Origin of the sequence: Bifidobacterium sp. B4142 (assembly GCF_026537325.1) — a bacterium.
In the GTDB taxonomy this organism is placed as follows: Bacteria; Actinomycetota; Actinomycetes; order Actinomycetales; family Bifidobacteriaceae; genus Bombiscardovia.
Genome location: NZ_JAFNMJ010000001.1, coordinates 354777 through 367271, shown reverse-complemented (window position 1 = coordinate 367271; position 12495 = coordinate 354777). Strand labels below are relative to the sequence as shown.

10 protein-coding genes and 1 tRNA gene are annotated in these 12495 nt (G+C 58.0%); 1 reads left to right on the top strand and 10 read right to left on the bottom strand.

The genetic code is table 11. The features are described 5' to 3' along the window. Nucleotides 1-14: 14 nt before the first annotated feature. On the bottom strand, nt 15-1073 hold the full coding sequence (gene nusA / locus J3U06_RS01595) for a transcription termination factor NusA (RefSeq protein ID WP_267399412.1): 1059 nt from the start codon (nt 1071-1073) through the stop codon (nt 15-17). A 140-nt stretch (nt 1074-1213) separates the two neighbouring features. Here nusA and J3U06_RS01590 point away from each other — a divergent pair, with 140 nt between their 5' ends. Next, nucleotides 1214-2029 carry a hypothetical protein gene (locus J3U06_RS01590; RefSeq protein WP_267399411.1) on the top strand — a complete coding sequence of 272 codons (816 nt, stop codon included), beginning with the start codon at nt 1214-1216 and terminating at the stop codon, nt 2027-2029. Between the two features lie 432 nt (nt 2030-2461). Here the strand turns inward: J3U06_RS01590 and yicI are convergent, their stop codons facing one another. The 9 genes from yicI to J3U06_RS01545 all read right to left on the bottom strand — a co-directional run bounded on the left by yicI (nt 2462) and on the right by J3U06_RS01545 (nt 12482). Next, nucleotides 2462-4882 carry an alpha-xylosidase gene (gene yicI, locus J3U06_RS01585; protein WP_267399410.1) on the bottom strand — a complete coding sequence of 807 codons (2421 nt, stop codon included), beginning with the start codon at nt 4880-4882 and terminating at the stop codon, nt 2462-2464. Nucleotide 4883: 1 nt separating this feature from the next. Further along, entirely contained in the window at nt 4884-5741 is an 858-nt protein-coding gene (locus tag J3U06_RS01580; protein WP_267399409.1) for a carbohydrate ABC transporter permease, read from the bottom strand. Nucleotides 5742-5745: 4 nt separating this feature from the next. Continuing rightward, complete coding sequence (locus J3U06_RS01575) at nt 5746-6714, bottom strand: carbohydrate ABC transporter permease (protein WP_024626773.1); 969 nt, start codon at nt 6712-6714, stop codon at nt 5746-5748. A 112-nt stretch (nt 6715-6826) separates the two neighbouring features. Next, nucleotides 6827-8140 (bottom strand): ABC transporter substrate-binding protein, encoded by a 1314-nt coding sequence (locus tag J3U06_RS01570; protein WP_267399407.1) that lies wholly within the window; start codon nt 8138-8140, stop codon nt 6827-6829. A 179-nt stretch (nt 8141-8319) separates the two neighbouring features. After that, a complete protein-coding gene (locus J3U06_RS01565; RefSeq protein ID WP_267399406.1) occupies nt 8320-9348 on the bottom strand; it encodes a LacI family DNA-binding transcriptional regulator in 1029 nt (342 codons plus the stop codon). 133 nt (nt 9349-9481) lie between these two features. Beyond that, nucleotides 9482-9567, bottom strand: a tRNA-Ser gene (locus J3U06_RS01560). A 108-nt stretch (nt 9568-9675) separates the two neighbouring features. Continuing rightward, nucleotides 9676-10638 carry a tRNA pseudouridine synthase A gene (locus J3U06_RS01555; RefSeq protein ID WP_267444103.1) on the bottom strand — a complete coding sequence of 321 codons (963 nt, stop codon included), beginning with the start codon at nt 10636-10638 and terminating at the stop codon, nt 9676-9678. A gap of 78 nt (nt 10639-10716) precedes the next feature. After that, complete coding sequence (gene rplQ / locus J3U06_RS01550; protein ID WP_024626776.1) at nt 10717-11361, bottom strand: 50S ribosomal protein L17; 645 nt, start codon at nt 11359-11361, stop codon at nt 10717-10719. 125 nt (nt 11362-11486) lie between these two features. After that, complete coding sequence (locus J3U06_RS01545; RefSeq protein WP_015022327.1) at nt 11487-12482, bottom strand: DNA-directed RNA polymerase subunit alpha; 996 nt, start codon at nt 12480-12482, stop codon at nt 11487-11489. Between the last annotated feature and the right edge of the window lie 13 nt (nt 12483-12495).

Here is a 12495-nt window from a genome sequence, read left to right as displayed (position 1 = left end):
TCGGATGTTTGCTCTCAGGCGTCTTCTCCAGCAGCCGAAGCCGTTTGCGCCTGCAGCTCACGCAATTTTTGCTGGTGGGCCTCCTCGGACTCGATGCCAATCTTCCAGCCGGTCAGCTTGGCGGCCAGACGGGCATTCTGGCCCTCTTTGCCAATGGCCAGGGAGAGCTGGGCGTCCTTGATGAAGGCAATGGCCGTGCGGTTGGACTCGCTGACGATCTGCACCTGGCGGACCACAGCCGGAGACAAGGCCGCAGCCACAAACTCGGCAGGATCCTTGGACCAGTCCACAATGTCGATCTTCTCAGGTCCAAGATTCTCCATGACGGCACGGACGCGAGCGCCCGCCGGGCCGATCAGCGCGCCCTTGGGATTGACCCCCTTGGTGTTGGCACGGACCGCGATCTTGGTTCTGGCCCCGGCTTCACGAGCAATGGCCATGATGGAGACCGCACCGGAGACCAGCTCAGGCACCTCCCGCTCAAAGAGGCGGCGAACCAGCTCCGGGTGGGAACGCGACACGATGATTTCCGGCCCCTTGAGCCCACGGGAGACATTGACCACGTAGACGCGAATCCGCTGGCCGTGCCGGTAATGCTCTCCAGGCACCTGCTCGCGGCGGGGCAGAATGGCCTCGACATTATCTACAGCCACATGCACATTGCCAAGATCGCTGGCATCCTGCTGCACGACTCCGGTGATCAGATGGCCCTTCTGACCCGAGAAAGCCCCGAAGACCCGCTCGTCATCGGCCTGGCGGAAGAGCTGGCGGATGACCTGGCGGGCCGTCGAGGCCGCCAGTCGATCGAAGTCCTTCGGTGTGTCGTCGTATTCCTCGCCCAGATCATATCCCGGTTCAGGCTCTTCTGGGGTGGACTCTCGAGCGATCTCGTCCTGTGCCCAGATGGTAAAAGTACCCGCACGTTCGTCCAGCTCCACCCGTGCATGTTTGGCTGCGTGAGGCGACTTCTGGTAGGCCAGAAGAAGAGCCTCGCTCAGTGCTTGATCCAAGGTCTCGGCATCAATCCCTTGTTCGTGTGCCAGCTGATGAATTTCAGCCAGGTCCAGTTCCATGTCAAGACCTCCTATGAAGTTATTCAGGCCGCGCTTCTTTTAGTCTGCAATGCCTACTATTCTAGCCTTTCATGCAGACACAGCCGGTTCCTGAATACCAAGGGTGGGCGAGTCGTAGGCCAGCGATCCTGGCACGACGGATGATAGCCGGTATCGGTGTACTGCTGCTGGCCGTCACCATCGCAGGATGCGCACCCTCAGCGGTTCATGTCAGCCAGCACGACCCCGACAATCTCCGCCCCACAGCCTGCGAGCAGGCGTGGACGCAAGCCCGGCAGTCGGAACGGCTTCAAAAAGATCAGGCAGACAGCCGAGCCCAGGCCTGGGTTCAGACGGCCCGCGATTGTCCCGCGCGCCTGGACGAAGCCACGGTACACGCAGCCCAGGCTTTGACGGCCTCCCAGGACGGCGAACAGGCCGACCGCCAAAAGAATACGCTCAGACTGGTCCAAGCTGTGCAGCGGCTGGATCCGCTGGCCAAGGCGCTGCCCGCCGAATTGGCCGATCAGGCCATCACCGGCGAAGACCGTTCCGGCTTCGAGCTCTCGGTCCTCGCGGCCCGCAAGACGGATGCCGCATGGATGCTAACCCTAGCCGATGCACACACCGCTGCGGCGCAAATTCTGGTCGGTAATGCCAAGCACGATCCCCGGCAGGGCGTCTATCCCACCACCGATCTGCTGGCCCACCCCGATGAATGCACCGACCCCGTCAACGGAATACAGGCCCCCACCCCTGCCCTGATCGAGATGGATACAGCCCGGACTCTTCTGACCGTAGGGAGAAAACTGAACGGCTCCTCAGGCACGATACGGACTAATGCCAGCCAGAACGCGACAAGCCGCCAGGAGGCCACATCGGCCCTGGTTGACGTAATCGTAGCCCACCTGTCAATGGCCATGGACCTCGGCTACCCAGCCACATCGTCAGCCCTGCTGCAGACACCAAGGCGCTGACTTCCAAGACGGATCAGCCGCCCGCAGGCCGCTCTGACCGCACCCTCAGGTTTCCTCGTCCGCATATACGAACAAGCCCTGCCAATGCGTGCTCAAGACCTGATCAAACATGAAGATCAATCACCAAGCACAATAGATTAACCATCACTCACCGTAGATTTCACGAAACTTTGCGGGTGGCGTTAAAGGTTCAGACAGTGATACTATAGAACGTGTTCCACAGGAGCATTCCATAGGAACGCGGGGGGTATGAACCCGTGCAATGCAGGAGGCGACCCGGTGCTGGCCATCGCATCGCCTTCTGCATTGGGCGGTCTTTTTCATTTGCTCAGCTCGAAGCTCAGAGCCGTGTCAGGCTGCCTGTGGTATTACGCGAACATCCGGCCCGGCCGGCAAACCGACAGCCTTCTATACGGATGCAGCCCTACTTGTTCAATCTGCTGACAGAACCAGACGCCCGTTCCGGGAAGCCTTGCCCTCGCCCATCCCTAGGCAACCGGTGAATTCTCGCCCGTCTGAGGAAGTGATGGTTACTGCGTTTCCTGAGCGTTCCGCCTGGAAGACAAGGCTGCTTCCTTCTTTCTCGGTTACCGTGGCACTGGCTCTTCCGTCGTGAGCCAGGAAGACTGAGACCGTAGAATCGGTTCCATAGGCATATTCTGTTGAGTCCTGTCCCGGGCGAGTGACCAAAACAGTGCCATCACGCACCCAGAGCGGAACCGTGTCGAAGCCATGGTTTTCATGCATCCACTGGCCAGACTGTCGGCAGTCCACCTGCCGGCCAGTGAACCAATCCGTCCATACCCCCTTGGGCAGGTAGTATTCCACGTCACCCGTGTAGGAAAAGACCGGCGCCACCAAAAGCGAGGGCCCGAGCATATACTGGCGGTCGCAATCCAGTGCCGTCCTGTCGTCAGGGAACTCCATGAACATGGAACGCATGACCGGGACCCCGCGCTCGTGTGCGCCAAGTCCGACCTGGTAGAGGTAGGGCATCATGGATATCTTCAACCTGGTGAACTTTCGCAGCACGCTCACTGCGGTCTGCTCCGGAGGATTGACCACTCCCCTGCGCTGATCCTCCTCATCGAAGAGCCAGGGGACCCGGTAGACAGTGGAGCCATGCAGCCTGGAGTGAGAGGAGAGCAGACCGAACGCTATCCAGCGTTTGTAAACGGCAGGGTCGGGTCTTGCTCCCTCGAAACCGCCGATATCGTGGCTCCAGAAACCAAAACCGGAACTTACCAACGACAGGCCAGCCCGCAGGGTCTGCGCCATGCCGTTGAAGGTGGATTCGCAGTCACCGCCCCAGTGGACAGGTTGCTGCTGGCCTCCCACCGTGGCCGACCGGGCATACAGGCAAGCCTGCCCTTTTCCGTAGACCTCTTCGATGGCCTTGAAGACGGTCTGATTGTACAGTTGCGTATACCAGTTATGCATGCTCGCGGGATCCGAACCGTCGAACCAGACCACATCGGCAGGGATACGCTCGCCGAAATCGGTCTTGATGGCATCTACGCCCTGCTTGAGAAGATGCTTGACGTTCTCCTTGAACCACTTGCATGCGTCTGGGTTGGTGAAATCCACCAACCCCATGCCAGCCTGCCAAAGATCGGTCTGCCATATGTCTCCATTGGGCTTGCGAACCAAGTAGCCCTTGTCTGCAGCCTGGTCAAAGAGGACACTTTCCTGCCCGATATATGGATTGATCCAGGCGCAAACGTGCAGCCCCTTCTTCCGGTGGAGGCGCCCCAGGGTCCCCTCTATGTCAGGGAAGAAGCGTCGATCCCATTGGAAGTCTGTCCAGTGGAATTCCCTCATCCAATAGCAGTCGTAGTGAAAGACGCTCAGGGGAATATGCCGTTGAGCCATGCCATGAATCATGGATGTCACGGTCTCCTCGTCATATTTCGTGGTGAAGGATGTGGTCAGCCAGAGCCCATATGACCAGGCGGGGACCTTGGCCGGACGACCCACCAAGGCCGTGTATCGCTCCAGGATTCGTTCAGGGTTCGGACCGGCGATCAGATAGAAGTCCAGAACTTCGCCAGGCACACTGAACTGCACGGTCTCCGTGTTTTCTGTGGCCACTTCGAAGGAGACATGCCCGCGGTTGTTGACCAGTACACCGTAGCCCTTGCTGGTCATATAGAAGGGAATGTCCTTATACCCTTGCTCGCTGGCTGTGCCGCCATCTTCGTTCCAGATGTCTATGCTCTGCCCGTTCTTTAGATAAGGGCCGAATCTTTCGCCGAAGCCGTAGACCCTCTCCCCGACTGTCAGCCCAAGTTGCATGGCAGTGAAGACCGGAGACTCATCATAGGCCCTGGCCGTGGGCGCGACGCCGAACTCACCCACCGGTTGTGTACTAACGGCGGCATCGGGAGCCAGAGCGAACCTTGCCAAAGACTTGCCCCTGGCATGGGTGAGTTCCTTGCCCTCGCAGGCAAAGGCCATGTCGAAAACAGGACCCTTGGTCATGGTCAGGCTCAGGTTGCCCGAGGTCAGAGTCACCGAAGCCCCATCCTCTCCGACCTCGCCGTCGCCAGCCCCTTGAGCGGTAGCCTTGACGAATCCGGAATCAGGATCCTGCTCGTGCACAGGGAAGCCCGGACAGGTCCCGGTCCCCTTCCAATGGGTTGCCTGCACCCGGATAATCCCTTCAGCCGGCGAGGTGGCATGGATCCGGAAGGTCGGCAGGTTCAGAGTGTCGGCCCTGCCGGTCACGACCCTGGTCGTAGCCAGGACATCGATGCTCCTCCCATCAGGTCCTACCGACAGTTCATAGGGAGAACGTGCGTAGAGAGCCTTGACACCGGGCCGGGTCAGCCAATATCCATTGGTGAACTTCATGTTATTTCACAGCTCCTGTAGTAATGCCCTTGGAAAGGGTTCTTTGGAAGATCAGATAGAAGATCAGCGTAGGTACGATGCTGATCAGCGAGGCCGCAGCCGTGGTGGTCACATCCATCAGCCTGTCTCCGGTCAGCGACGCGATGGCAATGGGCACCGTCTGCTTGGAATTATCAATCAGGAAGGCCATGGGAATCATGTACTCATTCCAGGTCCAGATGAAGAAGAAGACCAGCATGACACTCAGCGTGGGCTTGGAGATGGGGAAGACAATGTCTTTGAGAATCCTCCACCGGCTGGCCCCGTCGATTGTGGCAGCTTCCAAGATGGCCTTGGGGAAGGTTCCGTAGACGCTGGACAGAAGATAGGTGCCGAACGCGCTCTGGATAACCGTGAATATGATGACGATCGACCATTGTGAGTTGTATAGGCCCATGGCCTTGAACATGATATAGAGCGGATAGAGCAGAGCTTCCTGCGGCATCATGTTAGCCAGCATAATCAGCAGGACGATCCAGCGCCTGCCCTTGACGCGGCCGATGCCCAGAGCGAAGGAGTTGAGCACCGACAGCCCGACAGCCAGGAATGACACCAGTGCACAAATCCATACGCTGTTCCAGACTTTCTGCGGGAATCGAACTCTGGTCCAGAATTTCACCAGTCCAACAGCGCTGAATTCGTGCGGCCAGGAAAGAGGACCTGAGGCGTTGTAGTCCGCCGTGGTTTTGAAGGCGTTCAGCAGAAGAACAAAAAACGGAAAGAGCATGATCAGTCCGCCGACGATCAGCAAGGCCAGAATCATCCAATCTCCTGTCGTCCGATTCTTCCGTGCCTTGGGAATCTTGCTTACAGCTGTCATGATGTTACTCCTCGTCCTCTTGCTCGACCCGCTGCTGGACGTTGGTGAAAACGACAGAGATCACGATGATCACGATGGTCAGAGCCGTGGATATGGCGGCGCCATAGCCGACCTGTTGAGATTGGAAGAACTGCGTGTACGAATAGTATGAGGGCACGATAGTGCTGTCGCCCGGCCCTCCCTTGGTCAGCATGTACACCGGAGCGAAAACCTTCAAGGCTGCGATGGTGCAGGTCAGGGCTACAACGAAGATTTCCGGCTTGATTGCCGGCAGGGTAATGACTTTGAACCTCTGCCACCAATTGGCCCCGTCCAGACTCGCCGCTTCATAGAGCTCAGGATCGACACGCTGCAGACCGGACATGAATATGACCAGGGGATAACCCAGCTGGATCCAAATCATGATGATCATCAGGAATATCAAGGCGGTATCGGGCGATCCCAGCCAGTTATGCTGAAAACGTCCCAGCCCCAGCCCTTTGAGTATGGCATTGAGAGCGCCGTTTTCGGGTCGGAAGATCCAACCCATGACCAGAGCCGCCACCGAGATAGGCAGGAGCTGAGGGAAGTAGTAAACAGCGCGCATGGTTGAAGCGGTCTTGGCTCCGAACCGTTTTTGAACCACATCGAAGACCAGCGAGGCCAGAATCAGGCCGATCAGAATGGGGATGACGACCATGGCCACGATCATCCAGATGGAGTTGCGGAAAGAAGCCCAGAATGTAGCATCCCTGATCAGCCGCGACCAGTTGTCAATCCCGATCCACCGCGGAGGCCGTATCCCACGGTAGTTGGTAAAGCTTAAATAAATGTTCCAGATTGCCGGCACGATGATGATCCATAAAAGAACCAACAACCCCGGTATCAGATACCACCAGAATCGATTTGAGGGATTGCCCGGTATCCTGGACATCCCGCGTTCCTCATCGGTCTTGGCAGCGACCGGTGCAGGATTTGCACTTCGAGATCCCATTGTTCGTTTCTCCTCAGCCTGAAAATGTGTCTATCAGGGCCCGCTGCAGATGGCAGCGGGGTGGAAGCCGGCGAGGCCGTATCAAGAGCGCACCCGCCGGCCTATGGTTTGACTACTTTTTCAGCCCCGATGTCTCGACGCCTTTGTCATACTTGCCCTGAAGCTCCGTCAGCACGGCCTTGGTGTCCTTGGTCCCGTTGACCAACTCCTGTAGACCCGCGTTGAGCTCGTCATAGAAGGTTGAGGTAGGCCAGTCCGGATAGTAACCCAGACGATCATCCTTGATGACCTGGTTGAAACCGGCGATCAGCTCCTTGCTCTTGGGATCGCTTATCTGTGCAGGATCTGCTGCAATGGGCAATCCGCCGGAGTTGCCCATCAGGTTCTGATTCTCTTTGCTCAGCGTTATGTCGATAAACTTCGCTGCAGCGTCCTTTTTCTTGGAACGCTCGGGAATCACCCAGATGTTGCCCGATCCGCCGGGGATCTTCTTGGTTTCAGGGAAGAGGCCGATCTCCCAATTGACATTGGGAATATCGCTTTGGAAACGTCCGAACCACCAAGAGCCCGAGAACAGCATGGGATAGGTCCCCTTCATGAAGTTCTGTCCTGCATCCTCGGCTTTGAGACCCGTCGAGTCCTTGCTGATGTAACCCTTGTTGACCCAGTCCTTGATCGTGTCAGTCGCATAGGTCATGGCCGGGCCTTGCCAGTCCACCTTCCCGTCGTAGCGCTGATAGGCGTCGATCAAGCGCTGGTCGGCTTTTTGCAGGACCAACTGCCACCAGAGATGTTGGAGCGGGTATTCAGCCACGCCCTCGGACAAGGCTGTGACGCCATTGTCCTTGAACTTTTGCATGGCCTGCTCCAATTCGGGCATGGTCTTCGGTATGGCGATGCCGTACTTGTCGAACATGTCCTTGTTGTAGTACATCATCACCTCCTCGCCATAGGTGGTCATGCCGTACCAGTCGCCGGATCCCATGACGCCCTTCTCGTCATACCGGCCCGGGACCGCCAAGGATCCGGTGATCTTCTTGTGCCATTGGTATTTCTTGACGTAGTCGTTGAGGTTGGACAGCAGGCCCTGGCTTGAAAGCAGGCCCGCAGTGGCGTTGCCTTTGTTGTACTCCATCACATCTGGGGCGTCATCAGAGTTGAGGATCTGGCTGGCGTTTTGTCTGATTTGCTCGAAGGTCTTCTTCTCGAAGTTGACCTTGATGCCGGTCTTCTTCTGGAAATCGGCAATGGCCTGCTTCCAGGCTTTGCCCTGGGCGCCGTTATCCTCCTCGTAATACCAGATCTTGATGGAATCAGGATGCTCCTCTTGGGCGCTGTCACTGCCGCCGCATCCGGATAAGGCCATGATGCCCGCCAGACTTGCCACAGCCGTAACAGCTGCCATGATTCTCCGGGGAAACTTCATCGCTCCTCTTTTCCTAGCTTCATCGCTTGATGATTCTCCTTATTGGACAACCATTTTTTAATTTAATGATTTGACTATAATTGACATAGTATTTCGATGTTTTTCGATAACCTATGACGCTACATGAAACCCGGTTTTATCCCCTGTGCGACGGTGCACAGAACATCAGTTTAAGGTTCTCAGCTATGTAGCCGGACCGGCCCAACAGATCCCCTGCGTTTGTAGTCGGAACGGATCAGCTCCACTGTTCCCGGTTTTTCCCCAACGCCTTCCAAACACTCCATCAACATATCCACCCCGCGAGAGCATGTTTCATGAGGTCTCATGGGAATCTCATCGAGAGGACGTTCCAGAACGGAGGCATTGCCGAAAGTACTTAATGCCAGCATGGAAACATCCTTTGGAATCGAAAGTCCACGTCTTGACAGCGCAACAATGACGTTGTTCATGTGACTGATGCTGGTCTGAGCCATGATCGCCGTGATCTCAGGGTCCAGCCGAAAAGCCTGATCAATCAACTGACTGACATGCCTGGCATCGTCGCCGGTGGAATACAGGAAAGTCGTCTTTATTCCCAGCACCTGGGCTCTGTCGATGGCAGCTTTTTTGGTTCGAACCAGGAAGTTGGAACCTTGCTCATAGGACTGGCTGTTGGATCCGACCATGAGCATATGCCGATGACCCATTCGATAGAACTCATCGACAGCTCGTCGGCCCATGGCATGAAAATCCACGTCAACGGAAATCAAATTGGACGGATCTCTGGCATATCCAATGGAGACATAGGGCACCAAGGAGGTATGTGCCTGGGCCACACGTGGATCCTCCATGGTCACATCCAAGAGGAGGACGCCATCAATCATGCCACTGTATGACATCCGCAGGAGTTCATCAGTATCGTCTTCATCCATCAAAAGGACCACGTTGTAGTGGTAGTGTCTGGCCCTGGCAACCACGGCGAAGAAAAAGGTGGCATAGTTCGAATAGTCGGTATAGGGATGCATGGGTGAGCTCAGCACGATCAGGTGGGTCCTGCGGTCCCTGCGGAGTATGGCGGCTCCGGAACCGGGGTGGTAATCCAATTGCTGGACTGCCTTGAGAACCCTGATCTTCGTTGTATCGCTTACAGGCCGCTTGCCCGAGAATACATAAGAAACGGTACTTATGGAAACTCCCGCCAGAGCAGCCACATCCTTGATACCGGCCAAAGGACCTCCTTCAGCAGGAAAACATGAGCCCCTTTTCTTAAGGTTTAGTCTTGCACACCAAGGCTCATGCACATACCCTCACCAGACAGTATACGAAAAAAGGCCCCGACCGTCGGGCCGGGACCAATGGGGGCGGTTGAGGCGAGATTCGAACTCGCGGAGGGAGTTGCCCTCACACGCTTTCGAGGCGTGCTCCTTAGACCGCTCGGACACTCAACCATGGTCGTTGCCCGACACTGCCGAACAACAACTTTTCTATTATGCCACAGAGTCCCTACCTGGCAAGCGGCGTGGCGCAGTCAACGGTTACCAAGAACAGCCAGAGGGTCATAGTGTGCGGCGGGCCCGGATGGCCTGCGCCCGTTCAGCCAGCTGGTCATCAGGCGGGTAGGCCACATGCTCCAGGGTCAGGCCCCGGGCATCTATGGGACCGGTGGAACCCTCGCGCAGGGGGTGGGCTACCTTGTCGGCAAACCATTGCACGGACCGGCGTCCCAGACCCACCTGAATGCAGGCTGCAACCAGTGACCGGACCATATTATGGGCAAATGCATCAGCAACGATCCGAAAGACGGTCAGCCCGGATTCCATGAAAGTCGGAAGGTATCCGACGGCGCTCTGGTCCGGAGCAGTACCGAACAGATTTGCAGTCGGAACCAGATCCCAGTGTGCGGCCAGGACCTTGCGGATGGTCGTGCCGCCGGGGTTTGGCCTGGCGAAAGACCCAAAGTCATGCAGCCCGATACACTCCGCTGCAGCCTCGTTCATAGCTCGCAGATCCAGGCTTCCCTCCAGATTCAGCACAAAGCCTCGCATGCGAGGATCCCCTGGCTGACCCCCTTGGCTGACCCGATACAGATAGGTGCGTTCCAGGGCAGAAAAGCGGGCATCGAAACCCACTGGGGCCAATCTGAGACCGAGCAGAACAATGTCAGCAGGCAGCAGGTGCCGGAGGCGGCGTTCCAGGGCCTCAACACCATCGACCTCCATATGGCCCCTGCAGGACTCGAGCACAAGATCGGGAATGTCCAGGTGAGCAACCTGGTGGGATGCGTGAACCCCAGTGTCGGTCCTGCCCGCCACGACCAGTCTTGGTTCCCAGACGTCGTGGTTATGAGGAACTCCGCCTTGTGAGCCGCGGGCTCCGGTGATCAGAGACAGGGCCTGCTCGATGCAACCTTGGACCGTGCGAAGCTCCGGCTGCCGGGCCCAGCCATGGAAGCCGCCACCGTCATAGGCCAGATCCATGCGCAGCCTGACAAGGGACATCTTCCCCTCCTGACCTTCCATCAAGACCTCCCTGGCAGCAATGACAAACGGGGCCGGAGAGCCATGCTCCCCGACCCCGTCATCGAATGCAATAACCGATTACTCGGCAGACTTCTCGGCATCCTCAGCCACGTCGGCATCTTCCTCAGCCTGGGCTTCGGCCTGATCCGCCTTGTCGGCGGTCTGTTCCAGATCCTCGGCGGCCTGGTCAGCCTGGGCCACGTCCTGATCGGACTCATTGGCCTCGACAGCCTGGTCGACGGCATCCTTGGCAGCGCCTTCGGCGACAGCGGCATCGGTGGCTGCTGCCACCTCGGCATTGTCGTCCTTGGCGGCCACCTTGGCTGCGGACTCAGCCTCCTTGACCACGGCCTTCTTGGCCGACAGGGGCTCAGTGACCAGCTCGATCACGGCCTGTGGGGAGTTGTCTCCACGGCGGGGCGCGATCTTGGTGATGCGGGTATAGCCACCCTCACGCTGCTGCATCTGCTCGGCGATCTGCGTGAACAGAATGTGAACCACAGACTTGTCGCGGATGACACGCATGACACGACGGCGGGCAGGCAGATCCCCACGCTTGGCGAAGGTGATCAGCCGCTCAGCCAGGGGACGCAGGCGCTTGGCCTTGGGCAGAGTGGTCGTGATACGGCCGTTGGCAAAGAGGCTGGTGGCCATGTTGGCCAACATCAGCCGCTCGTGTGCCGGGCTGGAGGCCAGACGTGGGCCCTTGCTAGGTTTTGGCATTGGATTATCTCCTTACGGCCCGGGAGGACAGGTGGGCATACGCCCGAACATCCGACTTCCCGGAATTGCTGTCAGCAGACAAAGGAACCCTTCCCCTCGCCCGCTCATACGAAGGCTGCAGCCTCTCACTCGTCGTCAGGCGAGAAGAAGGTGCCCCCCTCGAGATTATTGGTGTCGAAGCCCAGCGGGGAGGCCTTCAGCGACAGCCCCATGCCCTCAAGCTTCTCCTTGACCTCGTCGATGGACTTCATGCCGAAGTTACGAATGTCCAGCAGATCCTGCTCGGTGTGCGAGACCAGCTCGCCGATGGTGTGGATTCCCTCGCGCTTGAGGCAGTTGTAGGAACGCTGCGTCAGGTTCAGATCCTCAATCGGCACGGACATCTGCGGATCGGCTTCTTCCACCACAGGCTCGGGTCCGACCTCCACGCCCTCAGCTTGGGTGTTGAGCTCGCGGCAGAGGCCGAAGAGTTCAACCAGGGTCGACCCGGCGGATGCCACCGCGTCACGCGGCGATATGGCCGGCTTGGTCTCCACATCCAGGATCAACTTGTCAAAATCCGTGCGCTGCTCGACACGGGTGGCTTCGACCTTGTAGCTGACCTTGAGTACTGGAGAGTAGATGGAATCGACCGGGATGCGGCCAATCTCATCGTTGTCCTGCTTGTTGAGCTGGGCCTGGACGTATCCACGCCCACGCTCCACCGTAAACTCGATCTCCAACTCGCCATCCTCGGCCAGGGTCGCGATATGCAGATCAGGATTGGCCACGGTGACACCGGCCGGCGGGGTGATGTCCCCGGCGGTGGCTTCGCCCTTGCCGCTCTTGCGCAAATACATGACCACAGGCTCGTCGTACTCGCTGGTCAGCACGATGCCCTTGATGTTGAGCAGGATCTCAGTGACGTCCTCCTCCACACCAGGCAGCGTGGTGAACTCGTGCAGGGCACCCGAGATGCGGACCGAGGTCACAGCCGCACCGGGTATGGAGCTCAGCAGGGTACGACGCAGGGAGTTGCCCAGAGTGTACCCGAATCCGGGCTCCAGCGGCTCGATGGTGAAACGGGAGCGCTGGGCATTGACGACTTCTTCTGTAAGAGTCGGACGCTGTGCAATAAGCACTGTTGCTATCCTT

Excerpts from the sequence above, each read along its gene's own strand:
- J3U06_RS01555 (WP_267444103.1), bottom strand. The coding sequence starts at position 10,638 with ATGGAAGGTCAGGAGGGGAAGATGTCCCTTGTCAGGCTGCGCATGGAT.
- J3U06_RS01575 (WP_024626773.1), bottom strand. The coding sequence starts at position 6,714 with ATGGGATCTCGAAGTGCAAATCCTGCACCGGTCGCTGCCAAGACCGAT.
- J3U06_RS01590 (WP_267399411.1), top strand. The coding sequence starts at position 1,214 with ATGATAGCCGGTATCGGTGTACTGCTGCTGGCCGTCACCATCGCAGGA.
- rplQ (WP_024626776.1), bottom strand. The coding sequence starts at position 11,361 with ATGCCAAAACCTAGCAAGGGCCCACGTCTGGCCTCCAGCCCGGCACAC.
- nusA (WP_267399412.1), bottom strand. The coding sequence starts at position 1,073 with ATGGAACTGGACCTGGCTGAAATTCATCAGCTGGCACACGAACAAGGG.
- J3U06_RS01570 (WP_267399407.1), bottom strand. The coding sequence starts at position 8,140 with ATGAAGTTTCCCCGGAGAATCATGGCAGCTGTTACGGCTGTGGCAAGT.
- yicI (WP_267399410.1), bottom strand. The coding sequence starts at position 4,882 with ATGAAGTTCACCAATGGATATTGGCTGACCCGGCCCGGTGTCAAGGCT.
- J3U06_RS01580 (WP_267399409.1), bottom strand. The coding sequence starts at position 5,741 with ATGACAGCTGTAAGCAAGATTCCCAAGGCACGGAAGAATCGGACGACA.